Below are 22,067 nucleotides of genomic sequence, written 5' to 3' on the forward strand. Positions count from 1 at the left end.
GATCTCAGCGCAGGATCGACACGTGAGATTCGGCCCGCGTGACCGTCGCACCCCACAGCCCGAAGACCCCGGCCCCGAGGAGACCGGACCCGAGACCGGCCCCCGTCCGGGCCCCTACCCCGAGGACGTCCACGTGGCGGGCAAGGGAACCGCCCCGGAACCGGCGCCGGAGGAGCCGCCGTCCGACTGGGTCCCCGTCCAGCCGCCGACGGAACCCGAGGAGCCCTGGACCCCCCACGCCCCGGTGCCGCCCCCGGCCCCGCCCGCCGAGCCACCGGCGTCCCAGGAGGAGCCGCTCTGGGCGGTGCGCGACCTCGACCTCGGCCTCGGCGAAGCGTCGCCGGGCGAGCCCTGGACGCCCTCGGAGCCCGGCCCTGCCTCCACGGGCCGGCACGCGCGAAGTGACGACGATCCGTTCCTGCCGGGGAAGGGCCTGGCGGCCGAACCGCCTCCGGTGACCGTGCCAGACATCCCGGTCCAGCAGTGGGCGCCCGCGCAGCGGCCCGGCCCCATGGCCGACCCCGAGCGGCGCAAGGCGATGGCGGACGCGTTCGTCGCGGAGTTCGTGGGCAGCACCACATGGCAGGCCACCCTGGCCGTGCTGGAGAGCGCGTTCCCCGGTCTGGGCATGGCCTCGACGCTGTCCCGCCGGACCGACGAGCTGTGGCAGACAATGGACGCCCTCGACCGCACGTCCGCGGCCAAGCTCGGGGTCCCGGCGTGGCTGGACGACGCGGGGATCGTGCTCGACCTCAGCGCCCGCCTCGGCGTGCGGGCGGCGCGGGCGCCGATGCACGGACTCGCGCGCCCGTCCCGCGCGTCCCGCCCGTACGCGGGGGCGTTCGTCATCGACACGCTCGACCCGCTGCGCTACCACCGGGCGGTCGGCGGGCCGCAGGCGCCGCGCGACCTGCCGGGGGAGGGGGCGCTGCGGGCCCCGTCCGCCTCCGAGGACGACGACAGCGGCGTCGTGATCGTCGCGAACCTGACGTCGGCGGGCGTGCGCGTGCTGGACTCGGTGGCGCTCTGGCGCTACGTCGGCCGGGTGGTCGCCGGCACGGTCCGCGAGGAGGGACGCCCGGAGACGCGCGTCCGGGCACGCCGTGCCCTCCGTGCCCTGCGGCGCGTCGTGGTCGTCGACCCGGACCTCGGGCTCGGCCTGTGCCTCCAGATCGACGCGGCCCGCGTCCCGCGGTGCCTGCTGGCGTTCAGCGTGGACCGGGCGGACGGCGCCCCCCGCTTCGTCCGCCCCTGATCAGTCGTCCGAACGCAGCCAGGTGAGGTCGCGCTGCCGGTCGGCGGGCAGCTCGCGGATGTGCTCGACGAGCCGCCACGGCTCGGTCGGCGGCGTTCCCTCGTCCGGCAGCACGCCGCACAGCACCGCGCTCTGCGTGCTGACCGCGACGAACGACCCGAACCGCGCGACGCCGCCGCCCCGCAGCGACGCCAGCTCGGTGAGCAGCACGGTCACCGCGGCCGCGTCCTTCGGGTCGTAGAGGCCGCGCACGTACGAGAACAGGTCTTCGGCGAGGACGTCGGGGCGCCGCCCGGACATCTGGTACACGGTGCCCCAGTAGGTGCCGGTGGCCTGCTCCGACCGCTGGTCGCGGAGCCGGATGCGCAGCCCGCACTCGGCGGCGCACTGCTCGTACGCCTCCGCGAGCAGCGCCTCGCCCTCCCCCTCCTCGCTCAGCAGCGCCCCGGTGACCACGCCCTCCTCCCGGTCGAGCCGGTCGAGCATCTCGCGGTGCAGCTCCTGGACGTCCTGCTCCACCGCGTCGAGCGTCCGCGCCAGCGCGCGGTGGGAGTCGCGGTCGAGGTCGAGGCCCGCCAGCTCGTCCGACAGGTCGCCGAACTGCTTCTCCAGCCGCTCCACCCGTCCGGTGACGGTCTCCAGCCTCTCCGCGACCTCGGACGGCGGCCCCTCGGCCTGCGGCGGCGGGATGGGAATGCCGACCGGCTCGGTCGCCTCGTCGACCACCCGCTTGAGCACGTCGTGGTCCCGCGCGAGCTCGTTCAGCTGTTTGCGCAGATTGCGCAGCTCCGCCTGGGCTTGCGGAAGCCGCTTGTCGGACGCCAGGTAGAGCTCGCGTCCGGCGATCGCGAGGCAGAGCAGAACCAGGATCACGGTGGTCATGTGACTCCTCGGGAAGCGGGCTGCGCTCACGACGATAACCACCCCCGGCCGGATTGGCCGAGTGCGCAGCGGATCCCGTCCGAAACGCCCTACTTTCCTTTACCCACCGTCCCTCCGGCTATCCCCGAGATCATCCCCACACCCCTCGGAAAAGCCCCGCACCCACGGGCCCCGAGAATCCCGAAGCCTCCGGGAAACGAAAGCCACGCTCCCCGACCCACCAATCACGTTGACCTGCGGCTGCTCACGGGAAAAGCCAGAGAAGCCACCCAGAAAGCTCCGGGAAGCCCCACGCGACCGCCCGTCTACAAATATCCGCAGGTCAGCGAAGAGCCGGCCCAGCAGTCCTCCGAGAGACGGCCGGCGCGCCGCCCAACCCGGCCAGCCGCGCCCCCCCGGCGGATGCCCGAGCGGTTGGCCGGAGACACCACCCAGCCCCTTCGGAGCCGGGTCGGCTGGAGGAGTGCCTTCCCGGAAGGTGCGGGGGCGACGACGCCTTTCCGTGGCCTCGTCGCCCCATTCCGTTAAGCCCGGTGGTCAGCCGAAGAGGCCGCCAAGGAGGCCGCCGAGGATTTCGGCGGCGCCGCCTGCGAGTTCGCCGGCCACGTCGCCTGCGATGTCTCCGGCGATGCCGCCGGCCGCGTCCGCGATCACGTTGCCGGCGACATTGCCCGCGTACCCGGCGAGCGCGTTGCCGAAGGCGTCCACGGGGGCGCCGCCCACGTAGCCCGCGACGTTCTGCGCGTACCCGGCCGCGTCCATGGCGCCCATGGCCACGCCGCCCACGACCCCCGCCGCCGCGACGCCGCCCACCAGACCGGCCGCGGCGGCGCCGTGGCCGAGGTGGCGGTGCCCGTGCCCGTGGTAGCCGGGCGGGGCGTGATGGACGTGCGCCGGAGGCGGGTGGCCGTGGGGCGAGTACGGCGGGGGCCCCGGCGGTGCGGGCGGGGGCGGGCCGGCATGAGCGGCGGGAGCGTACGGCGGCGTGGGCGGGGGCGCCCCGTGCGACGGCATCCCATGCGGAGGTGCGGGAGGCGGAGCTCCGTGCGACGGCATCCCGTGCGGGGGTGCGGGGGGAGCTCCGTGCGACGGCATCCCAGAACCAGGCGGGGGCGGCGGGAAGCCCTGCCCGGGCGCCGGGGGCATGCCGGAGGGGTTCGGCGGGTACCCCTGGGCGGCCAACGGCGCGGGTTGCTGCTGCCGGCCGGGCGCCGGTGCGGGAGGCGGGAACTGGGCGTTGCCGTGCGACCCGTACTCACCCGGCCCGCCGTAAGGAGCCGCGCCCTGCGGCGGTGGCGGCGGGAACCCCGAGTGGCCGCCGGGCGGCGGCAGCGGCGCCTGCCCGGGAGGCGGCGGTGCGCCATGGGACGCCGGGCCGGGGCGGGACGACCGGGGCAGCGCCGCCGCGGCCTCCAGCCACTGACCGATCTTGGCGTTCCAGTCGGTCTCCGCGGCCTCGGCGTGCGGCACCGTGAAGACGCCGAACGACTCGTCCTGCGGGGTGTCGCGATCCTCGGCGCGCAGGACGAAGGCCATGGCGCGCGGGCTGGCGACGAAGCTCAGCCCGACCTTCTCGATCCGCCCCTGGTGCGACGGCGGCGGGTTGAGGTGGATCTCCTGGTGGAACGGCAGCTGCTGGGACACGCCCCGCAGCTTCGACGACTCGAACGTCACGTTCGTGATCTGGAAGCCGAGCTGGGCGATCGAGGCGAGGACCCACTGCTGGGACTCCAGCGGCTCCACCGAGATCGGGTCGATGTCGCCCGGGTCGGGCTGCCCGGCGACGTCGATCTCGGTGCACATCCCGATGGTGAAGCCCGGAAGCTCGTGGCCGAGGACGGTCGTGAACGGCAGCTCGTACGGCAGCGGGATGGAGAACGCCAGGTCGCGCTGCCCCCCGGCGTCGAGCCGGAATCCGCGGGTCAGGGCGCCGCGGTACACCTCGGGGCCCGCGGTCTCGCCGCCGTGGTGCCGCATGCGCGGCATCAGCGCCAGCGTCACCTGCCGGATCTCCGCGGGCCCGGCGCCGCCGCGCAGGTGCACCTTGCCCGCCACGACCCCGCCGGGTTTGCAGTTCGGCTCAGCAAGGATCGTGTCGACGGACGGTCCACCGCCCGCCATCTGCCCGTAGGACACCGGCCGTTCCCCTCTCCCACCGCGAGGCGACCCGCCCCGCGCCCACCACCCGCGCGACCCGGGGCCGCGCGCACCAGAAACTTAGACCCCCTCCACCATGCCACCGGTTCACCCCGTCCGGACCAAACCCCCAATTTCCACCCAGCTTCGACGGACTTTCACGGCCAACCCCACCGCTCCACCCCAGCACCCCGCCGCCACCGACGCCGCGTCCATTCCCCGCGCCCGGTGGGTGGTGGTGTCTGGGGGGTCGCTGGGGGGTGGCACCTGGGGGTAGCGGCGCGCTGGGAGGTGGGGGCGGGGTTGGAGCTGCCTTGGGGCGTTACCGGCGGGGTATCCCGCGTGGCCCCGGGGCGCGGAGCGCGGGGTGGCGCTTCGCGCGCCGGGGGGCACGTGTGGTGTGGATGTCTGTATGTGACCGGCGCGGGGGCGGTTGGGGGCGCGGTGGCGGGTGTTGGGCGCTGGGGCCCCTTGAGTTAGGACGCGCCTGACGCGGGGGTCAGGTCTCCTTCTTGGTGACGGTCACGGGGGCGTAGGCGAGCTTTTCGAGGGGCTCGCGGATCTGGGCGGCGTCGCCTACGGCGATGACCGTGAGGGCTTCGGGGTCGATGTGCTTGCGGTAGGCGCGGGCGACGCCGTCGGGGGTGGAGGCGCGGACCGCGGCCAGGTAGGCGCTCGGGTAGTCGGCGCCCAGGCCGTTGGCGGACACGTCGGCCAGCTCGGCGGCCACGGCGCGGGCCGTCTCGTACTCGGCGGGGGCGCGGTCGGCCAGGGCGCGGACGGACGAGCCGTGCTCCTCGGCGTCGATGCCGCGCGACACGATGCCGCGCAGTTCGGTGAGGGCGTCGGCGACCGCGTCGGCGGTGACCTCGGTGTGGACGGCGCCCTGGGCGATGAACAGTCCGCAGTGCCGCATGCGGAGCAGGCCGGCGCGCATGCCGTAGGTGTAGCCCTTCTCCTCGCGCAGGACGGCGTTGAGGCGGGACGTGAGACCGCCGCCCAGGACGTGCGACGCGACCATCAGGGACGGCCAGTCGTGGTGGGAGCGGTCGGGGACGCCGTGGCCGAAGCTGAGGTAGGTCTGCACGGAGCCGGGGCGGTCGACCACGACGATGCGGGCGGCGGACTCGGGCATGACCCGGTCGGCGGTGGGCAGCGGTGCGGCGGAGCCCGCCCAGCCTTCCAGGGCGGCGGCGAGGGCGCTGTCGGCGTCGGTCCCGGCGAGGTCGCCCGCGACCACGGCGGTCGCCTCGGCGGGGACCACGGAGCCGTAGAAGTCGCGGACGTGCGATCCCTGCAGCGCGCCGACGGACTCGGGGGTGCCGCCGGTCGGGCGGGAGGCGCGGGCCTGCTCCGGGAAGAGGACGGCGCGCAGCTCGCGCATGGCGCGCGTGCCGGGGTCGGCGTCCTCCTGCGCGATCTCCTCCAGGCGCTCGCGGACGAGGCGCCGCACGTCGGCGTCGTCGAGGGCCGGGCGGCGCACCACCGAGGAGAACAGCTCAAGGGCGGCGCCGAGCCGCGTGGTCGGGACGTCCAGCGCGATGCGCAGGGCGGTCAGGTCGGCGTGCGCGTAGAGGCTGGCGCCGAGCCGCTCGAACGCGGCGGTCAGCGCGGTGCCGCCGCCGGGCTCGGTGCCCTCCAGCAGGGCGCGGGAGGCCAGCGTCGCGACGCCGTCGAGACCGGACGGCTCGCGGCCCGCCCCCGCGTGCAGGACGAGGCGGACGGCGGCGAGCCGGCGGCCGGGCAGGTCGCAGCGCAGCGTCGCGGGGCCGGCCGGGACGCGGCCCGCGGTGCCGGACGGGAACGCCCAGGCCGGGACGGGCCCGGGGACGGGACGGGGCTGCAGTGCAAGGCCGCTGCTCACGAGGTGCCTCCGTAGGTCAGGGCGGTGCGGGCGCCCGGGGCCAGCCAGCGGCCCGCCATCTCCTTGATCGCGTCCCCGGTGACCGCGGCGGCGCGGCCGGGGGCGGTGAAGACCCGGGCCGGGTCGCCGAACTGCGTCGCGTTCTGCGACAGCGCGTTCGCCAGGCCCGTCACCGTCTCGGTCTGCTCCAGGAAGCCGCGCTCGGCCTGGGCGGTGGCGCGGGCGGTCTCGTCGGCGTCCGGGCCGTGCGCGGCGAACCGTTCGAGCTCCTCGTCCAGCACGGCCGCGATCTTCTCGGGCTCCGGGCCGACGGCGTCCACGATCGCCAGGGACGGGCCGGACGCGAGCCGCGTGACCCCGGCCCACACCTCGGTGGCGATCTGGTCGCGCCGCACCATCCGGTCGTAGAGGCGGGAGCCGGAGCCGCCGCCGAGGATCTCGACCGCGAGCTCGGCGGCCTCGATGTCGTCGCCGCCGTCGGTGGGGAGCGTGAACATCGCGAAGTAGGCGGGGGAGGGGACCTCCTCGTCGAGGGTCTCGCCGCGGACGCCGGTCAGCGGCCCGAGGGCGCCGGGGCGCGCGGCGGGCTGCCGCGGGCCGGCCGGCAGGCCGCCGAAGTAGCGCTCGACCGCCTCCAGCGTCTTCTCCGGGTCGACGTCGCCCACGACGGACAGGACGGCGTTGCCCGGCGCGTACCAGGTGGCGAAGAAGTCGGTGCAGTCGTCGAGGGTGGTGGCGTCCAGGTCTTCCATGGAGCCGATCGGGGTGTGCGCGTAGGGGTGCCCATCGGGGAACGTCAGCGCGCACAGGCGCTCGAAGGCCGTGCCGTAGGGCTGGTTGTCGTAGCGCTGGCGCCGCTCGTTCTTCACCACGTCGCGCTGGTTGTCGAGGTTGGCCTGGGTCAGCGCGGCGGGGAGGGTGCCCATGCGGTCGGCCTCCAGCCAGAGCGCGAGCTCCAGGTGGCTGACCGGCACCGTCTCGTAGTAGTTCGTGCGCTCGAAGGACGTGCTGGCGTTGAACGCGGCGCCGGCGCTCTCCAGCAGGGCGGCGTGCTCGCCCTCGGCCACGTTCGCGGAGCCCTGGAACATCAGGTGCTCGAAGAGGTGCGCGAGGCCGGTGCGGCCGGCCCGCTCGTGCCGCGAGCCCACCCCGTACCAGATGTTCACGGCGGCCAGTGGTACGACGTGGTCTTCGCAGACCACCACGCGCAGGCCATTGCCGAGCGTGTGCTCATGCAGCGGCTGTTCTGCCACGGAGCGCTCCCGTCCGTTCGATGGGCCGGACAGCACCGCGCGCGCCGGGAGGCGTCCCAGGCGGCGGGCTTGATCTCGGTCTCACCGTACCGGGTGCGCCCGGCGCGGGGAGCGCCGACGGAAACTGTGGATAACCGGCGCCACGGAAAAGGCGCGAGCGCGGCCGGAGCAGGACGGGAGGCGGGGGACGGGTGGCGAGGGGGCAGGGAGCGCCGGGGCTCAGGGCGCCGCGGACTCGTGGGCCGCGATCGCGTCCTCCAGCGACCGGTGCAGGACGAAGATCTTGGTGAGCTGGGTGACGTGGAACACCCGCCGCACCCTGTCGTTGACGCCCATGAACGACATCGAGCCGTCCCGCGCCCGCAGCCGGTGGTAGATCCCGACGAGGACGCCGAGTCCCGTGGAGTCGAGGAACGTCACCTCGCCGAGGTCGATGACCAGGTGCGCGCCGCCGTTGTCGATGATCTCTAGCAGGGCCTCGCGCAGGCGGGGGCTGGTGAAGACGTCGATCTCACCGCTGATCTTGACGACCGTGAGGCCCTTCTCGACGCGATGCTCGACGGCGAAGTCCACCGGTGCTCCTCTCTGCCCCACGCCTCGTCCAACCCTGGAGGAGTTCTAGGGCCTCGTCGGGGGAACTCAATTGTTACCCCGGTCGCGCGTTGTTACGCCCGTTGTTCCGGACGCGTCGCTCAGGAGGACCGGAACAGGGCCCAGACGACCTTGCCGCGGGCGAGGGCGCGCCAGCCCCACCGGACGCTGAACGACTCGACGAGGTGCAGGCCGCGGCCGGTCTCGGCGATGTAGTCGGGCTCCTTGCGGCGGGGCGCGGTCCGGCTCGCGTCAATGATCCCGCAGAGCAGCCACGGCCCCTCGTGCCCGAGGCGCAGCCGGATGGCCGACGGCGCGGAGCCGAGCGGGTCGGCCGGGTCGCCGTACACGCCCTCGCGGTGCACGTCGTCGCCCGGCCGCCCGCCGGCCGTCTTCCCGCTGTGCCGCAGCGCGTTCGTGACGAGTTCGGAGACGACGAGGCCGACGTCGTCGGCGAGCTCGGCCATGTTCCACTCGGCCAGCCGGGAGATCGCGAAGTGCCGGGCCTCGGTGACCGACTCCGGATCGGGCTCGACGGTGAACGAGACCGTGGACCCCCGCAGTTCCGTCAGCGCCGTGACGGCCTTGTCCAGGCGCGGAGGCAGGTCGAACGCCTCCGGGACGGGCGTCGAGCGCCCAGCCTGGGCCCGTGGGTCGTCCGGCCCCGCGAGAGGGCCGAGCTCCCACCGCGTGTCGTCGTGCGCGTGGCGTGACGTCATTCCACCGGACCCCGCAGAGTGATCTCGTTGTGCAGCCGTGGCTCGGAAGTCTCGTGCGTTATCCTGCGCATCGTAGCGTGCGAATGCAAGGCCCAATGCACGTGCATCCGCATCGCGAGGGTGTGGGGCGACGCGGATCGCATGCGGGAGATCGGAGGTAACCGCGGGACGCTGAGGCCAGTGGCACACTAGGTTCGCTGTCCGCCGAATAGCCGGGAGGTTGGGCGTGACTCCAGAGACGCCGGGAAGCGGGTCGACGGTTCGTCGGATCCTGCTCGGGTCGCAGCTTCGCCGTCTGCGTGAGCAGAAGGGCGTGACCCGTCAGGACGCCGGCTACGTCATCCGCGCGTCGGAGTCGAAGATCAGCCGTCTTGAGCTCGGCAGGGTCAGCTTCAAAGAACGAGACGTGGACGACCTGCTCACGTTGTACGGCGTCGGCGACAAGACGGAACGCGAGGCGCTGCTACAGCTTGCGCGGGAGGCCAACACCCCCGGTTGGTGGCACCGGTACAACGACGTGTTGCCCGGCTGGTTCCAGACCTATGTGGGCCTGGAGGAGTCGGCGGCGTTGATCCGCACATATGAACTGCAGTTCGTCCCGGGACTGCTGCAGTCGGAGGGGTATGCGCGCGCGGTGATTCGCCTGGGCAACGCCGGGGCCGCCGAACACGAGATCGACCAGCGCGTGGAGCTGCGCCTGCAGCGTCAGGAACGCCTCACGGGAGCGGAAGCCCCGCGCCTGTGGGCCGTGGTGGACGAGGGGGCGCTGCGGCGTCCCATCGGCGGGCCGGAGGTGATGCGGGGCCAGTTCGAGCACCTCATCGAGATGTCGAAGCTGCCCAACGTCACCATCCAGATCATGCCGTTCAGGTTCGGAGGTCACGCGGCCGAGGGGGGCGCCTTCACGATCCTGCGTTTTCCCGAGCAGGATCTGCCGGACGTGGTTTACGTCGAGAACCTCACCGGCGCGATGTACCTGGACAAGCGCGACGACGTCGACACCTACCTGCAGGCGATGGAACGCCTGTGTGTCGACAGTGCGACCCCGGAGCGCACCGTCGAGCTTCTCGGTGATCTTCTCAGAGAGACATGATGCTCCAGACCGATTACGACAACGGGATGCCGGCCGCCGAGCTCCTCGGAGCACGATGGCTGAAGTCCCGGCGAAGCAACTCCCAGGGGAACTGTGTGGAAATCGCCGAACTGCCCGACGGGCAGGTCGCGATGCGCAACTCCCGCCATCCCGAGGGCCCGGCCCTCATCTACACCCGCCCCGAGATAGAAGCGCTCATCCTTGGAGCCAAGGACGGCGACTTCGACCATCTCATCGCCTCCCGTAACTGATCCAGCAGCGGCCGGGTCGGCACCGGTGCACCCGAACGTCGACCCGACCTCCGCAGGAGACACAGGCCACCCCAGGCGCGAGGGTGGCCTTGTTCATTCCGGCCCCGGATACCTCGGTCAGCCGCAGTTTCCGTAGGGGGCGGTACTGCCGTTGCCGCCGAAGCGGACGCACACCCCGGGCGCGCTCACGTACACCGGTCCCGCGTACCAGGCGAACGAGCCGCTGTCGCTGACGGCGCCTCCGCCCTTCTTCTGGACCCAGGCGGAGACGGGCGACTTCGTGCCGACGTGCTTCGTCTTGATGGTGACGGCGCAGTTGTACTTGGTCGAGTTGCTGTAGAGCAGGTAGGCGACGCCGCCGGACACCCCCATGGAGCGCAGCACGTAGTACCCGGTGCCCTTGCCGCCGTTGTTGCACGCGGACTGCGGCGTGTACTTGTTGGGTGGTTCCTTGGGCGGCGTCGAAGTGCCCCCGCCGGTGCCTCTCGTAGGGGTCGAGCCGCCGGGCCGCTGCGGCGAACCCGGTTTCGGGGACGCGGTGGGGTTCGCGGGGTTCCCGCTCTTTCCGGGCTTCGGCTGCCCTGGTTTCGTCGCCGTCGGGCTCTGGGGGCCGCCGGCCGCGCCGTTCGCGGAGCCGGAGTCGCCCCCCACGCCGTGGTTCTCGTCGGACGCCGAGACGGGCCGTTCCTTGTCGCCGCTCGGCCTCGTCGCGGCCCACGCGGCGCCGCCCGCGATGACCAGCGCCACCGCCACGGCCGCGGCGATCGGTATGGCGAGGCGTCCGCGTCCTCTGCCGTCCGGCTCATGGCCGTTGGGCGGCGCAGGAAGGCTCGGTGGCGGCATTCCGAGCGCCCCCTGGCCGTAACCCTCCGGGGGAGGCGTCGCATCGGCGTACGGTCGCGGCTGCGGGGCCGTCCCTTCGGGGACGCCGGACGGGTCCGTCACGTGCTCGGGAGGCGGCGCAGGGAGGGCCGCGGCGGGCGGGACGGTCACGACGGGCGGGACGGCCTCGGACGCTCCGCTGGTCGCGCCGAGCAGCCGCTCCTGGGCCTCGCGGGCGGTCGGGCGCTGCGCGGAGTCCTTGGCCAGGCACGCGAGGACGAGTTCGCGCATCGGGCTCGGGAGGTCGCCCAGATCCGGTTCGCCCGTCAGGATCCGCTTCATGACCGAGGCCATCTCGTCGTTGCCGAACGCGGGACGTCCCGTCGCGGCGAACGCCATGGTCGTGCCCCAGGCGAACATGTCGGCCGCCGGGCCGACCTGGTCGCCGGTGAAGTGCTCCGGGGCCATGTAGGCGGGAGTGCCGACGTTCTGCGTCTCGCCGGCCGCGCCCAGCGCGCGCGCCACGCCGAAGTCGATGACGCGCGGGCCGTCCGGGCCCATCATGACGTTGCGCGGTTTGAAGTCGCGGTGCACGATGCCGGCCTGGTGGATCGCCGTGAGGGCGGTGAGCGTGCCCACCGCCAGCCGCTCCAGCGCGCCGCCCTTGCGCGGGCCTTCCGTCCGCACGACGTGGAAGAGCGACAGGCCGGGCACGTACTCGCTGACGATGTAGGGCTGGTCGCCCGCCACGTCGGCGTCCAGGACCTGCGCGGTGCAGAAGCGCGCGACGCGCTTGGCGACCTCCAGTTCGCGGACGAACCGGGCGCGGGCGGACTCGTCCCCCGCGAGCCTGCCGTGCAGGAGCTTGATCGCGACGTGGTCGTCGGCGCGGACGGCCCCGGCCCCGCCCCGCGGGCGCCCCAGGAAGACCGCCCCCTGCCCGCCCTCGCCTAGGCGGCCCAGGATCTCGTATCCGCCCAGCTCGACCGGGTCCCCCGACTCCAGTGGATGGGCGTCCGGCATCGTCCTGTCGGTCACACCACTCGCTCCCCGTTGATCCGCATCGTCCCGCGATCGTTCCGCAAGACTATGGCCAACGATGGTATGCGCTCGGCAAAGCGGGTGATCAAGCCGTGGTGGCCGCGGCCACTTAATAGGACTATAGTCCGGTTGTACCGTCAGGGGAGGAGGCGATGATGGACCGTCGCCCGGCCGGCGCGAGGCGCGTGGATCTGGAACTGATGCGGACCCCGCCGCCCAAGGAGCGCGCCGACGCCGCCCGCAACCGCGTGAAGGTGCTGGACGCCGCCGCCGCGCTGTTCGCCCGGCACGGGGTGGAGGCGGTGTCGATGGACGCCGTCGCCGCCGAGGCGGGCGTCGGCAAGGGCACGCTGTTCCGCCGCTTCGGCGACAAGGCGGGCCTCGCCGTGGCGCTGCTGAACGAACGCGAACGCGCGCTCCAGGACGCGATCCTGTCCGGCCCGCCTCCGCTGGGCCCTGGGGAGGACGGCGCGGTCGTGGCGCCGTCCGAGCGTCTGCACGCCTTCGCCGACGCCTACCTGGGCTACGTGCTCGACCATCTGTCGCTGGTGCGCATGTCCGAGACCGCTTCGCCGGGGGCCCGGTACCGGATCGGCGCCTACGGTTTCTGGCACCGGCACCTGACGATCCTGCTCGACCAGCGCGGTGACGCCGTTCCGGACGGTGAGGCCGTCGCGCACGCGCTCCTGGCCGTCCTCGGCGCGGAGCACCTCACCGCGATGGTGGAGAGCGTCGGCAGGGAACGCACCCGGGCCACCGTCCACAGGTTCTTCGACATGGCCCGCGCCTAGCGGAACGCGAAAGCCCCCGCGGATGCGGGGGCTTTCCCATGCCTGCCCGGAGGTGCGGCCGGGCGCGGGGTGTCAGGCCGGGTCGGGTGTCCGCCGCCGGCGGCGGGTCTCCGCCCGGCCCTCCGCGTTGCCCGGTGGACCCTCCTGGGCATGGTTGCGTTCCAGCTGCGCGGCGACCGCGAGGGCGCGCAGCGACGTGGTTCTCACGCGTTTGCGCTCGCTGGTGGAACGGGTGCGGGGGATGCTGCTGGGCACGGTTCACCTCCGTAGGTCGCTGACATGGGTGCGGCCCGGCCGGCGGGATCGCGCACGGTCGTTGCAACCGCAAGATCCTTCCGGCTATTCCGAGTGATCGTTCCGTTTCGCGACGACCGGATTCAGGGGAAAGATTCCCCTGTTTTCACGTCTCGTACCATCTGTCCCTTTGTTCTCGTTGCCGTGCGGGGCCGTCCGGACCGCTCGACTGGGTAGGTATCCCAGGATCCGGTTCGCCCGCGGGTTCGTCCCGCCATGAGCGGCTCAGCGTGGAGCCCAGGAGGCCGTCGGGCGCGGCCGGACGCGCCCCGAGCCACTCCTGGGAGACACACGTGATCAGTAAGCTGCTCGTCGCCAACCGTGGCGAGATCGCCGTGCGCGCCTTCCGCGCGGCGTACGAACTCGGCATCGCCAGCGTCGCCGTGTACGCGCACGAGGACCGCCTGTCCCTGCACCGGCAGAAGGCGGACGAGGCGTACGAGATCGGGGAGCACGGCCACCCGGTCCGCGCCTACCTGGACGTGGACGGGATCGTGGAGACGGCGCTGCGGGTCGGCGCCGACGCCGTCTACCCGGGCTACGGGTTCCTGTCGGAGAGCCCCGAGCTGGCGGCGGCGTGCGAGCGCAACGGGATCAAATTCGTCGGCCCGCCGTCGCGGGTGCTGAGCCTGGCGGGCAACAAGATCGAGGCGGTCGCGGCGGCGCGCCGCGCGGGCCTGCCGGTGCTGCGCTCGGCGACGCCGGAGCCGGGACGGGAGCTGGAGGCGGCCGACGAGGTCGGGTTCCCGCTGTTCGTGAAGGCCGCGTCGGGCGGCGGCGGGCGCGGGCTGCGCCGCGTCGACCACCGCGAGGACCTGGAGGCCGCCGTGGACACGGCGCGCCGCGAGGCCGAGAGCGCGTTCGGCGACCCGACGGTGTTCCTGGAGCAGGCGGTGGACCGCCCGCGCCACATCGAGGTGCAGGTCCTCGCGGACGCGGCCGGGCACATCGTCCACCTGCGCGAGCGCGACTGCTCGGTGCAGCGGCGCCACCAGAAGGTCGTCGAGATCGCGCCCGCCCCCGGGCTGGACCCGGAGACCACCCGGCGGCTCTGCGACGACGCGGTCCGCTTCGCCCGGGAGATCGGGTACGAGAACGCGGGGACCGTCGAGTTCCTCGTGGACGACCGCGGCGAGCACGTCTTCATCGAGATGAACCCCCGCATCCAGGTCGAGCACACCGTCACCGAAGAGGTCACGGGCGTCGACCTGGTGCAGAGCCAGCTGCGCATCGCGGGCGGCGAGACGCTGGCCGACCTCGGCATCGCGCAGCACGAGGTCGGCGTGAGCGGATTCGCCGTGCAGTGCCGCATCACGACCGAGGACCCGGCGAACGGGTTCCGTCCCGACACGGGGAAGATCTCGGCGTACCGGTCCCCGGGCGGCGCCGGCGTGCGGCTCGACACGGGAACGGCCTACGGGGGCGCGATCGTGTCGCCGCACTTCGACTCGCTGCTGGTGAAGCTGACGTGCCGAGGCCGGACGTTCGAGGACGCGGTGCGACGGGCGCGCCGGGCGGTCGCCGAGTTCCGCATCAGGGGCGTCGCGTCCAACATCCCGTTCCTGCAGGCGCTGCTGGACGAGCCCGACTTCCGTGCGGGCGGCGTCACCACGTCCTACATCGCCGACCACCCCGAGCTGCTCACGGCCCGTTCCAGCGGCGACCGCGCGACGCGGCTCGTCCGCTACCTGGCGGACGTCACGGTCAACAAGCCGCACGGTGAAGCCCCCACCGACCTGGATCCGGCGACGAAGCTGCCGCCGCTCGACCTCGACGGGCCCTTCCCCGAGGGGTCGCGTGACCGGTTGCTGGCGCTCGGCGCGCGCGCGTTCGCCGAGCAGCTACGGAACCAGGACGCCTTGGCCGTCACCGACACGACGTTCCGCGATGCGCACCAGTCGCTCCTCGCTACGCGAGTACGTACCTATGACCTGCTGTCTGCCGCGCCCTATCTCGCTCGGATGACGCCGCAGCTTCTCTCGATCGAGGCGTGGGGCGGGGCAACGTACGACGTCGCGCTCCGCTTCCTGGGCGAGTCGCCCTGGGACAGGCTGGCCGCGATCCGCGAGGCGGCGCCCAACCTGTGCATCCAGATGCTTCTGCGTGGCCGCAACACCGTCGGCTACACGCCGTATCCCGATTCGGTGGCTCGGGCCTTCGTCAAGGAGGCGGCCAGTACGGGAGTCGACATCTTCCGTGTGTTCGACGCCCTGAACGACGTGGACCGCATGCGCCCGGCCATCGACGCGGCCCTCCAGACCCACGCGCTTGTGGAAGGCACGCTCTGCTACACCGGCGACCTGTCCTGCCCGGACGAACGGCTCTACACGCTCGACTACTACCTGCGGCTGGCGGAGGAACTCGTCAACGCGGGAGTCCACATCCTCTGCGTCAAGGACATGGCCGGCCTGCTCAGGGCGCCCGCCGCGCGCACCCTCGTCAGGGCCCTCCGCGAGCGGTTCGACCTGCCCGTCCACCTGCACACCCACGACACGGCCGGCGGGCAGATCGGCACCTACATCGCCGCCATCGAGGCGGGCGTCGACGCCGTCGACGGCGCCGCCGCGCCGCTCTCGGGCACCACGAGCCAGCCGCCGCTCCAGGCGATCGTGGCCGCGACCGACTTCACCGAGCACGCCACCGGCCTCGATCTGGACGCGCTCACCGCCATGGAGCCGTACTGGGAGGCCGTCCGGAAGCTCTACGCGCCGTTCGAGATGGGGCTTCCCTCGCCGACCGGGCGCGTCTACGGGCACGAGATCCCGGGCGGGCAGCTGTCCAACCTGCGGCAGCAGGCCGTCGCCCTCGGCCTGGGCGACCGCTTCGAGGAGATCGAGCGCCTCTACGCTGCCGCCGACGCCATCCTCGGGCGGCTCGTGAAGGTCACCCCGTCCAGCAAGGTCGTCGGCGACCTGGCCCTGCACCTCGTCGCGGCGGGCGCCGACCCGGACGACTTCGCCGAGAACCCGGACCGCTACGACATCCCGGACAGCGTCATCGGGTTCCTGAACGGCGAACTGGGCGATCCGCCCGGCGGCTGGCCCGAGCCGTTCCGCACCAAGGCCCTCGCAGGACGCCGGTACACGCCCGCCCGGGCCGAACTGGACGGCGCCGAAGAGAAGGCTCTGGCCGGCCCAGACGTTCGCGACACGCTCGACCGCCTGCTCTTCCCTGGCCCTGCGAAGGAGTACCGCGAAGCCCGCGCCGCCTACGGGGACCTCTCCGTCCTGCCGACCGGCCCGTTCCTCTACGGGCTCCGGGCGGGGCACGAGGTGGCGTTCGACCTCGAACCCGGCGTCCGCGTCCTGGCCGGGCTGGAGGCCGTGGGCGACGTCGACGAGGCCGGGGTCCGGCAGGTCATCTGCTCGGTGAACGGCCAGCTCCGGACACTCTCCGTCCGTGACAAGTCCGTCAAGTCCGACGCGCCGCCGGTCGAGAGGGCCGACCCCGCCGAGCCCGGCCACGTCGCCGCCCCGTTCGACGGCTCGGTGACGCTGCGGGTGGCCAAGGGCGACGAGGTCGCCGCGGGAGACGTGGTCGCCACCATCGAGGCCATGAAGATGGAGGCCGCCATCACCGCCCCGGTCGCGGGCGCCGTCGCCCGGCTGGCCGTCCCGGAGGCGACGCCCGTCCAGGCCGGCGACCTCCTCCTGGTCATCCAGGACGGCGCCTAGGGCGCCTTCCGTCCTCCGGGGGCCGGACGCGTCGCATAGCTCCCCAGGGACGGTTCGAGCAGGTCGAAGGCGGTCTTCGCGGACTCCGCGAGGGCCGCCTCGATCTCCCCGCGGGTCTCGCCGCGCACGTTGCGGCGCAGGGCCTCCTGGAACAGGACGCGGTGGACGCCGCCGAGCTGCGCGGCGACGAGGCGGGGCAGGACGTCGTCCGGGCCCGCGCCGGTCTCCTCGGCGAGGACGGCGGCGAGGGCCTCCTCCCGTTCCTCGTGGAACTCGCGGAGCCGCGCCACCAGCGCCGGGCTCTCGGCGACCATCCGGGCGAACGGGGGACCGGAGAAGCCGATCACGGCGTCCTGCCGCCGGACGGCCTCCAGGAACCCCCGGCGCAACGCGGCCAGCGCGGACTCGCCCGGCGCCCGCTCGGCGACCGTGCGCGCCAGGGAGGCCACGAACACCTCGTGCAGGTCGAGCGCCAGGTCCTCCTTGCGGGGGAAGTAGTTGGTGACGGTCATCTTCGCCACCTGGGCCGCCGCCGCGACGTCGGCGATGGTCACCCGGTCGAAGCCGTGCCGCAGGAACAGGCGGGTCGCGTGGTTCGAAATGCTCTGGCGCGTCTGCTGCTTCTTCATCTCCCGCAGTCCCATGCCGCCATCCTCTCATAATCCGACCTAAGTTCGTTCCCGACATAAGCTTAGGTCGGATCTAAGTTTGGCTCGCGAGCCTGACGGGTACCGAGATCGGGTGACCGTTCCCTCCCGGCCGCCGGACGAGCAAAGGACACAGCCCTGAACGCCAGCCACGCGCCGAGCGCATCCCCCCGCTCCACCGTGAACCTCGTCGACCCGATGAAGGACTACCTGTCCCGCATCGGGCGCACCGCGCTGCTCACCGCCGAGCAGGAGGTCGACCTGGCCAAGCGCATCGAGGCCGGCCTGTTCGCCCGAGAGCGCCTCATGACCCTGGGCGACGAACTGAGCCTCCAGGACAAGCAGGACCTGGAGTGGATCGCCGCCGACGGCGTCCGCGCCAAGGAGCACATGGTCGAGGCCAACCTGCGCCTCGTCGTGTCGCTCGCCAAGCGCTACATGGGCCACGGCCTCCCGTTGAACGACCTCGTGCAGGAGGGCAACCTCGGCCTGATCCGCGCCGTGGAGAAGTTCGAGTACCGCCGCGGCCTGAAGTTCTCCACCTACGCCGTCTGGTGGATCAAGCAGGCGATCAGCCGCGCGCTGGCCGACCAGAGCCGCACCATCCGCATCCCCGTGCACGTCGTCGAGGTGCTCAACCGGATGACGCGGGTCCGGCGGCGGATGATGCAGGACCTCGGCCGCGAGCCGACCTCGCAGGAACTGGCCGTCGAGCTCGACGTCACGCCCGAGAAGGTCGAGTGGCTGCGGCGGCAGGCCCGCGAGCCGCTGTCCCTGCACACCCCGCTCGGCGAGGACGGCGACGGCGAGCTCGCCGACGTCATCGAGGACCCCGAGGGCGGCGACCCCGCCGACGTCGTGGCGACCTCGATGCTGCGCGGGCGCCTCGACGCCGTCCTGGAGACCCTCACCGAGCGCGAGGCCGGCGTGATCTCGCTGCGGTTCGGGCTGTCGGGCGGCGAGCCGAAGACCCTGGAGGAGGTCGGCAAGGTCTACGGGGTGACGCGCGAGCGCATCCGGCAGATCGAGTCCAAGGGCATGCACAAGCTGCGCCACCCCTCCCGCCGCGAGACCCTCGCGGACCTGCTCGGCTGAGCCGCCGGCCGGGCCGGCGCCGGGGAGGTCCGCGGCGCCCGCGCGCCCGCCCGGGCGTCAGGCCGTGGAGTCGCGGCCTCCGGCGAGCCGCCGGGCGAGTTCGTCGCGCTCCCGGGTGAGTTCGGCGACCTCGTGCTGGAGTTCGAAGATGCGCCGGATGGCGGGCAGCGTCATGCCCTCGCCCATCATCGACACGACCTCCTGGATGCGGCCGATCTCGTGGCGGCTGTAGCGGCGCTGGCCGCCGGTCGAGCGCTGGGGGGAGACGACCCGGTGGTCGTCGATGCGGCGCAGGAACGCCTGCTGGACGTCCAGCATCTGCGCCACCTGTCCCACCGTGAACAGCGCGGCGTGCTCGTCGTCGAACGGCAGGTTCATGGGGGGCCTCCTCGGCGCCGTCGCGGTACCGGCGAACCGCCGGACGATGCGGGCGGCCCCGGTCGGCACGGCCTTCGACGAGCCGCGCCGGCCGGGGCCGCCCGGACGTCGCGCGTCAGCTCCTGATCGCCTTCTGGCCGGCGCCGGACTGCTGGACGGCCACCTTCCGCGGCCGCGCCCGCTCCAGCACCGGGATGCGGACGGCGAGGACGCCGTTCTCGTAGGCGGCCTCGATCGCCTCGGCGTCCAGGTGCTCCGACAGGTAGACCCGGCGGGTGAAGGAGCCCATGGTGCGCTCGCGGACGAAGACGCGCTCCTCCTCGCCGAACTCCTCCTCGCGCCGCGCGGTCACCGAGAGCACGCCGCGGTCGACGGTCACCTCGATGGAGCCGGGGTCGACCCCCGGCAGATCGAACCGCAGGACGACGTCGTCGGCGCGGCGGACGCCGTCCATCGCCATGGCGGCGCCGTTGCCCTGGCCGGCCGCCTGGCGGACCGCGCGGTCGAACTGACGCTCGAACTCCTGCACGAACGGGTCGATCGACGTCAGCAACACGGACATCACCTCCGAAGACCTCGGCGCCTGGCGTGCGCCGATTACCTGTTCCTCGTACAAGAGGAAACTTGCAACTCCAGTTATAGGAAACCGGGAAGCCGATGTCAAGCCCCGGCGTCGCGGCCGTCCAGTCCCGGGTGTCGTGAGCGACCCGTTTTGGTGGCTCTGGGACCGCTTCCACCCTCGGGATGAGAGAGTGGATGATCTAGAAAAGCCCCCTCGGGGGCGCGGTCGGCGCGGAAAGACGGGGATGATGGCCAGAGGGCTGGGACGGCTGGCGAGGCGCGGCGTCGCCAGGGGAGCGGCCGCGGGTGCGGCGCTCGTTCTGACGTTGGCGACGGCCCAGGTCGCGGCGACGGCGGCCGGGCCGGACGTGGGCCCGTCGGTGATCGCCACGGCGCAGCCGCCCACCGTCCCGTTCGATCCCGCCAAGCTCCGGGCCACCCTGGACGCCACGCACGACGCCGGGATGTACGGGCTGTTCTCCGAGGTCCGGGACGGCCGCACGGCGTGGGACGGCGCGGCCGGCGTCGCGGACGTGCGCACGGGGCGCCGGGTCACCCCGGGCATGCGCCAGCGGGTCGGCAGCATCACCAAGTCGTTCGTCGCCACCGCGATCCTCCAGCAGGTCGAGCGGGGCCGCGTCGACCTCGACGCCCCGGTTGGCCGCTACCTGCCCGGCCTCATCCCGGGACGCCCCGGCGAGCAGACGACCGTGCGGATGCTGCTCGACCACACCAGCGGCATCGGCGACTACGTCGCCCCGGCGTTCCCCTCGCTGCGGGAGCTCTCGGCCGACAGTCTCGACGAGTACCGGTTCCGGGACGTCCCGCCCGAGCAGCTCATTGCCTGGGGGCTGCGGGCGCCGCGCACGGGAGAGCCGGGCGAGCGCTGGTCGTACTCCAACACCAACTACGTCATCGCCGGGAGACTCCTGGAGAAGGTGACCGGGACCAGGGCGGAGGAGTACATCACCCGGAACGTCATCCGCAAGGCCGGGCTGAAGCACACCTACTTCCCGTCCTCGCCCTGGATCGCGGGCCCGCACCCGCGGATGTACGAGTCGCTGTACCAGCACGTGACGCCGCCCCGCGACTACAGCACCTTCGACATGAGCTGGGCCTGGACGGCGGGCGCGCTCGTCTCCACCATGGACGACCTCAACCGCTTCTACCGCAGGCTCCTCACCGGCGACCTCATCGGGCCGGACGCTCTGGCGCAGATGCGGCGGACCATCCCGGTGAAGGACGCGGACGGCAACGTCCTGATGAACTACGGCCTCGGGCTCTACTCCCTCGACCTACCGTGCGGGACGTTCTGGGGCCACGACGGCGCGGTCTTCGGCGCCGGGACCCAGTCCCTGTCCTCCGCCGGAGGCGAGCGGCAGATCTCGCTGGCCTTCAACCTGATGAAGTACCAGCAGCTCAGCGCCGGCGGCACGCCCGTCCCGCACCCGATCGACAACGCGCTGGCCGCGCACGTGGTGGAGGCCCTGTGCGGCAGCCGCCCCGCGACCGGCACGGTCCGTCCCGCCGCGCAGGTGCGGCTGCTGCCGCTCCAGGCCCTGCGCGCCGCCGGGTGAGACGCGGCCGGTCGCCGGAGGCTCAGGCCAGGTCGGACGGGTCGGTGTTGGCGCCGCACAGCACGACCACGACGCGCTCCCCGGGGGACGGCCGGTAGGCGCCGCCGCGCAGCGCGGCCACGGCGGCGGCCGTGCCGTGCTCGACGACCAGGCGGTACTCCTGCCACACGAACCGGCGGGCCTCGATGATCGCCTCGTCGGTGACCAGGACGGGACGCACCCCAGTACGGGAGGCGACCGCGAACGCGATCTCGCCGGCCCGGGTAGCGCCGAGGGAGTCGGCGGCGATCCCCGACACCTCCACGTCCACGGGGCGTCCGGCGTGCAGGGCGCGTTCGAGGGTGGGGATCGTCGCGGGCTCGACGCCGACGACGCGCGCCCGCCCTTCGAGCGCGGCGGCGACGCCCGCCATCAGCCCTCCGCCGCCGACCGCCAGCAGGACCGTGTCGACCTCGCCGCCGGTCTGCTCCAGCACCTCCAGGCCGAGCGTGCCCTGGCCCGCGCACACCTCCGGCAGGTCGTAGGCGTGGCAGAACAGCGCGCCGGTGTCGGCGGCGCGCTTGGTCGCGGCGTCCTGCGCCTCGGCGTACCGGGTGCCCACCTGCACGACCGCGGCGCCGAGGGCCCGCAGCCGCGCGACCTTCACCGCGGGCGCCGTCTCCGGCACGTACACTTCGGCCGGGACGCCCGCCCGCGCCGCCGCGTGCGCGAAGGCCAGCCCGGCGTTCCCGCCTGAGGCCGCGACGACCCCCGTCTCGGGAAGCCGCCCCTCCTCCCGCGCCGCCAGGATGTGGTTGAACGCACCGCGCGCCTTGAACGACCCCGTGTGCTGCGTCAGTTCGAGCTTCAGCCACATCCGCGCGGCGGGCGCGAGCGGCCCCGGCTCGACCTCGACCATCGGCGTGCGGCGGACATGTCCCGCGACACGCTCCGCGGCGGCCTGGACGTGCGAGCGATCGATCACCGGTTTCCCCTCCGCGTCATCAGCACCCAACGCCAGTTTGGGACATGACACCCGATCACGCCACCCGCCCCCCTGACAAGCACCCCCCAAGCCTCCCGGTAGGGGCTGCTGACCGGGGTCCTCCGCTCCGCCGCTGCGCTTCGCGCCTCCGGGAGCCCGCGCCGCCACGGTCCCGCCAC

General features: G+C 73.2%; 18 protein-coding genes and 1 pseudogene. 7 read left to right on the forward strand and 12 right to left on the reverse strand.

Annotated features, from left to right (window positions below; genetic code table 11):
• Positions 1 to 22: 22 nt before the first annotated feature.
• Complete coding sequence (locus AB0C69_RS05795) at positions 23 to 1,255, forward strand: hypothetical protein (RefSeq protein WP_360350257.1); 1,233 nt, start codon at positions 23 to 25, stop codon at positions 1,253 to 1,255.
• On the opposite strand, the gene AB0C69_RS05800 is transcribed toward AB0C69_RS05795, so the two are convergent.
• The 6 genes from AB0C69_RS05800 to AB0C69_RS05825 form a co-directional block, all read right to left on the reverse strand.
• Positions 1,256 to 2,137 carry a hypothetical protein gene (locus tag AB0C69_RS05800; protein WP_360350260.1) on the reverse strand — a complete coding sequence of 294 codons (882 nt, stop codon included), beginning with the start codon at positions 2,135 to 2,137 and terminating at the stop codon, positions 1,256 to 1,258. It lies immediately after the preceding gene.
• Between the two features lie 537 nt (positions 2,138 to 2,674).
• Positions 2,675 to 4,273 carry a sporulation protein gene (locus AB0C69_RS05805; protein ID WP_360350263.1) on the reverse strand — a complete coding sequence of 533 codons (1,599 nt, stop codon included), beginning with the start codon at positions 4,271 to 4,273 and terminating at the stop codon, positions 2,675 to 2,677.
• A gap of 499 nt (positions 4,274 to 4,772) precedes the next feature.
• On the reverse strand, positions 4,773 to 6,137 hold the full coding sequence (locus AB0C69_RS05810; protein WP_345173325.1) for a pitrilysin family protein: 1,365 nt from the start codon (positions 6,135 to 6,137) through the stop codon (positions 4,773 to 4,775).
• Positions 6,134 to 7,390, reverse strand: coding sequence for a pitrilysin family protein (locus AB0C69_RS05815; protein ID WP_360350267.1), 1,257 nt, complete (start codon positions 7,388 to 7,390; stop codon positions 6,134 to 6,136). The genes AB0C69_RS05810 and AB0C69_RS05815 overlap by 4 nt, the downstream gene beginning before the upstream one ends.
• Positions 7,391 to 7,609: 219 nt before the next feature.
• Complete coding sequence (locus AB0C69_RS05820) at positions 7,610 to 7,963, reverse strand: anti-sigma factor antagonist (protein ID WP_353833104.1); 354 nt, start codon at positions 7,961 to 7,963, stop codon at positions 7,610 to 7,612.
• A 119-nt stretch (positions 7,964 to 8,082) separates the two neighbouring features.
• Positions 8,083 to 8,700: an ATP-binding protein gene (locus AB0C69_RS05825; protein ID WP_360350271.1), complete on the reverse strand. Its 618-nt coding sequence runs from the start codon at positions 8,698 to 8,700 to the stop codon at positions 8,083 to 8,085.
• Between the two features lie 226 nt (positions 8,701 to 8,926).
• Here AB0C69_RS05825 and AB0C69_RS05830 point away from each other — a divergent pair, with 226 nt between their 5' ends.
• Both AB0C69_RS05830 and AB0C69_RS05835 read left to right on the forward strand, forming a co-directional pair.
• Positions 8,927 to 9,793: a helix-turn-helix transcriptional regulator gene (locus tag AB0C69_RS05830; protein WP_179844140.1), complete on the forward strand. Its 867-nt coding sequence runs from the start codon at positions 8,927 to 8,929 to the stop codon at positions 9,791 to 9,793.
• A complete protein-coding gene (locus tag AB0C69_RS05835; RefSeq protein WP_185035161.1) occupies positions 9,793 to 10,044 on the forward strand; it encodes a DUF397 domain-containing protein in 252 nt (83 codons plus the stop codon). Before AB0C69_RS05830 ends, AB0C69_RS05835 begins: the two co-directional genes overlap by 1 nt.
• A 117-nt stretch (positions 10,045 to 10,161) precedes the next feature.
• Here the strand turns inward: AB0C69_RS05835 and AB0C69_RS05840 are convergent, their stop codons facing one another.
• A complete protein-coding gene (locus AB0C69_RS05840; RefSeq protein ID WP_360350276.1) occupies positions 10,162 to 11,904 on the reverse strand; it encodes a serine/threonine-protein kinase in 1,743 nt (580 codons plus the stop codon).
• A 155-nt stretch (positions 11,905 to 12,059) separates the two neighbouring features.
• Here AB0C69_RS05840 and AB0C69_RS05845 point away from each other — a divergent pair, with 155 nt between their 5' ends.
• A complete protein-coding gene (locus AB0C69_RS05845; RefSeq protein ID WP_360350279.1) occupies positions 12,060 to 12,698 on the forward strand; it encodes a helix-turn-helix domain-containing protein in 639 nt (212 codons plus the stop codon).
• Between the two features lie 72 nt (positions 12,699 to 12,770).
• Here AB0C69_RS05845 and AB0C69_RS05850 read toward each other — a convergent pair whose 3' ends face one another.
• Positions 12,771 to 12,953, reverse strand: a complete 183-nt coding sequence (locus AB0C69_RS05850; protein WP_345173334.1) for a hypothetical protein — start codon at positions 12,951 to 12,953, stop codon at positions 12,771 to 12,773.
• A gap of 332 nt (positions 12,954 to 13,285) precedes the next feature.
• Between AB0C69_RS05850 and AB0C69_RS05855 the strand changes: the two genes are divergently transcribed.
• Positions 13,286 to 16,666 carry a pyruvate carboxylase gene (locus AB0C69_RS05855; RefSeq protein WP_360350283.1) on the forward strand — a complete coding sequence of 1,127 codons (3,381 nt, stop codon included), beginning with the start codon at positions 13,286 to 13,288 and terminating at the stop codon, positions 16,664 to 16,666.
• Here the strand turns inward: AB0C69_RS05855 and AB0C69_RS05860 are convergent.
• The gene (locus AB0C69_RS05860; RefSeq protein ID WP_360350286.1) at positions 16,663 to 17,310 is read right to left on the reverse strand and encodes a TetR family transcriptional regulator; all 648 of its coding nucleotides are present in this window, start codon (positions 17,308 to 17,310) and stop codon (positions 16,663 to 16,665) included. The two genes, AB0C69_RS05855 and AB0C69_RS05860, sit on opposite strands and share 4 nt — an antisense overlap.
• A gap of 195 nt (positions 17,311 to 17,505) precedes the next feature.
• Between AB0C69_RS05860 and AB0C69_RS05865 the strand changes: the two are divergent.
• A pseudogene (locus AB0C69_RS05865) lies at positions 17,506 to 18,408 on the forward strand (RNA polymerase sigma factor); the annotation flags it as partial.
• Positions 18,409 to 18,465: 57 nt separating this feature from the next.
• On the opposite strand, the gene AB0C69_RS05870 reads toward AB0C69_RS05865, so the two are convergent.
• Both AB0C69_RS05870 and AB0C69_RS05875 read right to left on the reverse strand, forming a co-directional pair.
• On the reverse strand, positions 18,466 to 18,786 hold the full coding sequence (locus tag AB0C69_RS05870; protein ID WP_345173339.1) for a MerR family transcriptional regulator: 321 nt from the start codon (positions 18,784 to 18,786) through the stop codon (positions 18,466 to 18,468).
• A gap of 115 nt (positions 18,787 to 18,901) precedes the next feature.
• Complete coding sequence (locus tag AB0C69_RS05875) at positions 18,902 to 19,342, reverse strand: Hsp20/alpha crystallin family protein (protein WP_345173340.1); 441 nt, start codon at positions 19,340 to 19,342, stop codon at positions 18,902 to 18,904.
• Between the two features lie 253 nt (positions 19,343 to 19,595).
• On the opposite strand from AB0C69_RS05875, the gene AB0C69_RS05880 reads away from it, so the two are divergent.
• The gene (locus tag AB0C69_RS05880; RefSeq protein ID WP_360350290.1) at positions 19,596 to 20,924 is read left to right on the forward strand and encodes a serine hydrolase domain-containing protein; all 1,329 of its coding nucleotides are present in this window, start codon (positions 19,596 to 19,598) and stop codon (positions 20,922 to 20,924) included.
• Between the two features lie 22 nt (positions 20,925 to 20,946).
• Here the strand turns inward: AB0C69_RS05880 and AB0C69_RS05885 are convergent, their stop codons facing one another.
• A complete protein-coding gene (locus AB0C69_RS05885; protein WP_360350293.1) occupies positions 20,947 to 21,888 on the reverse strand; it encodes a threonine/serine dehydratase in 942 nt (313 codons plus the stop codon).
• Between the last annotated feature and the right edge of the window lie 179 nt (positions 21,889 to 22,067).

This window comes from Actinomadura sp. NPDC048032 (assembly GCF_040653175.1).
Taxonomy (GTDB): domain Bacteria; phylum Actinomycetota; class Actinomycetes; order Streptosporangiales; family Streptosporangiaceae; genus Spirillospora; species Spirillospora verrucosospora.

Coding starts and splice junctions, on each gene's coding strand:
- AB0C69_RS05880 (WP_360350290.1), top strand. CDS start 19,596: ATGGCCAGAGGGCTGGGACGGCTGGCGAGGCGCGGCGTCGCCAGGGGA.
- AB0C69_RS05845 (WP_360350279.1), top strand. CDS start 12,060: ATGATGGACCGTCGCCCGGCCGGCGCGAGGCGCGTGGATCTGGAACTG.
- AB0C69_RS05870 (WP_345173339.1), bottom strand. CDS start 18,786: ATGAACCTGCCGTTCGACGACGAGCACGCCGCGCTGTTCACGGTGGGA.
- AB0C69_RS05800 (WP_360350260.1), bottom strand. CDS start 2,137: ATGACCACCGTGATCCTGGTTCTGCTCTGCCTCGCGATCGCCGGACGC.
- AB0C69_RS05835 (WP_185035161.1), top strand. CDS start 9,793: ATGCTCCAGACCGATTACGACAACGGGATGCCGGCCGCCGAGCTCCTC.
- AB0C69_RS05860 (WP_360350286.1), bottom strand. CDS start 17,310: ATGGGACTGCGGGAGATGAAGAAGCAGCAGACGCGCCAGAGCATTTCG.
- AB0C69_RS05825 (WP_360350271.1), bottom strand. CDS start 8,700: ATGACGTCACGCCACGCGCACGACGACACGCGGTGGGAGCTCGGCCCT.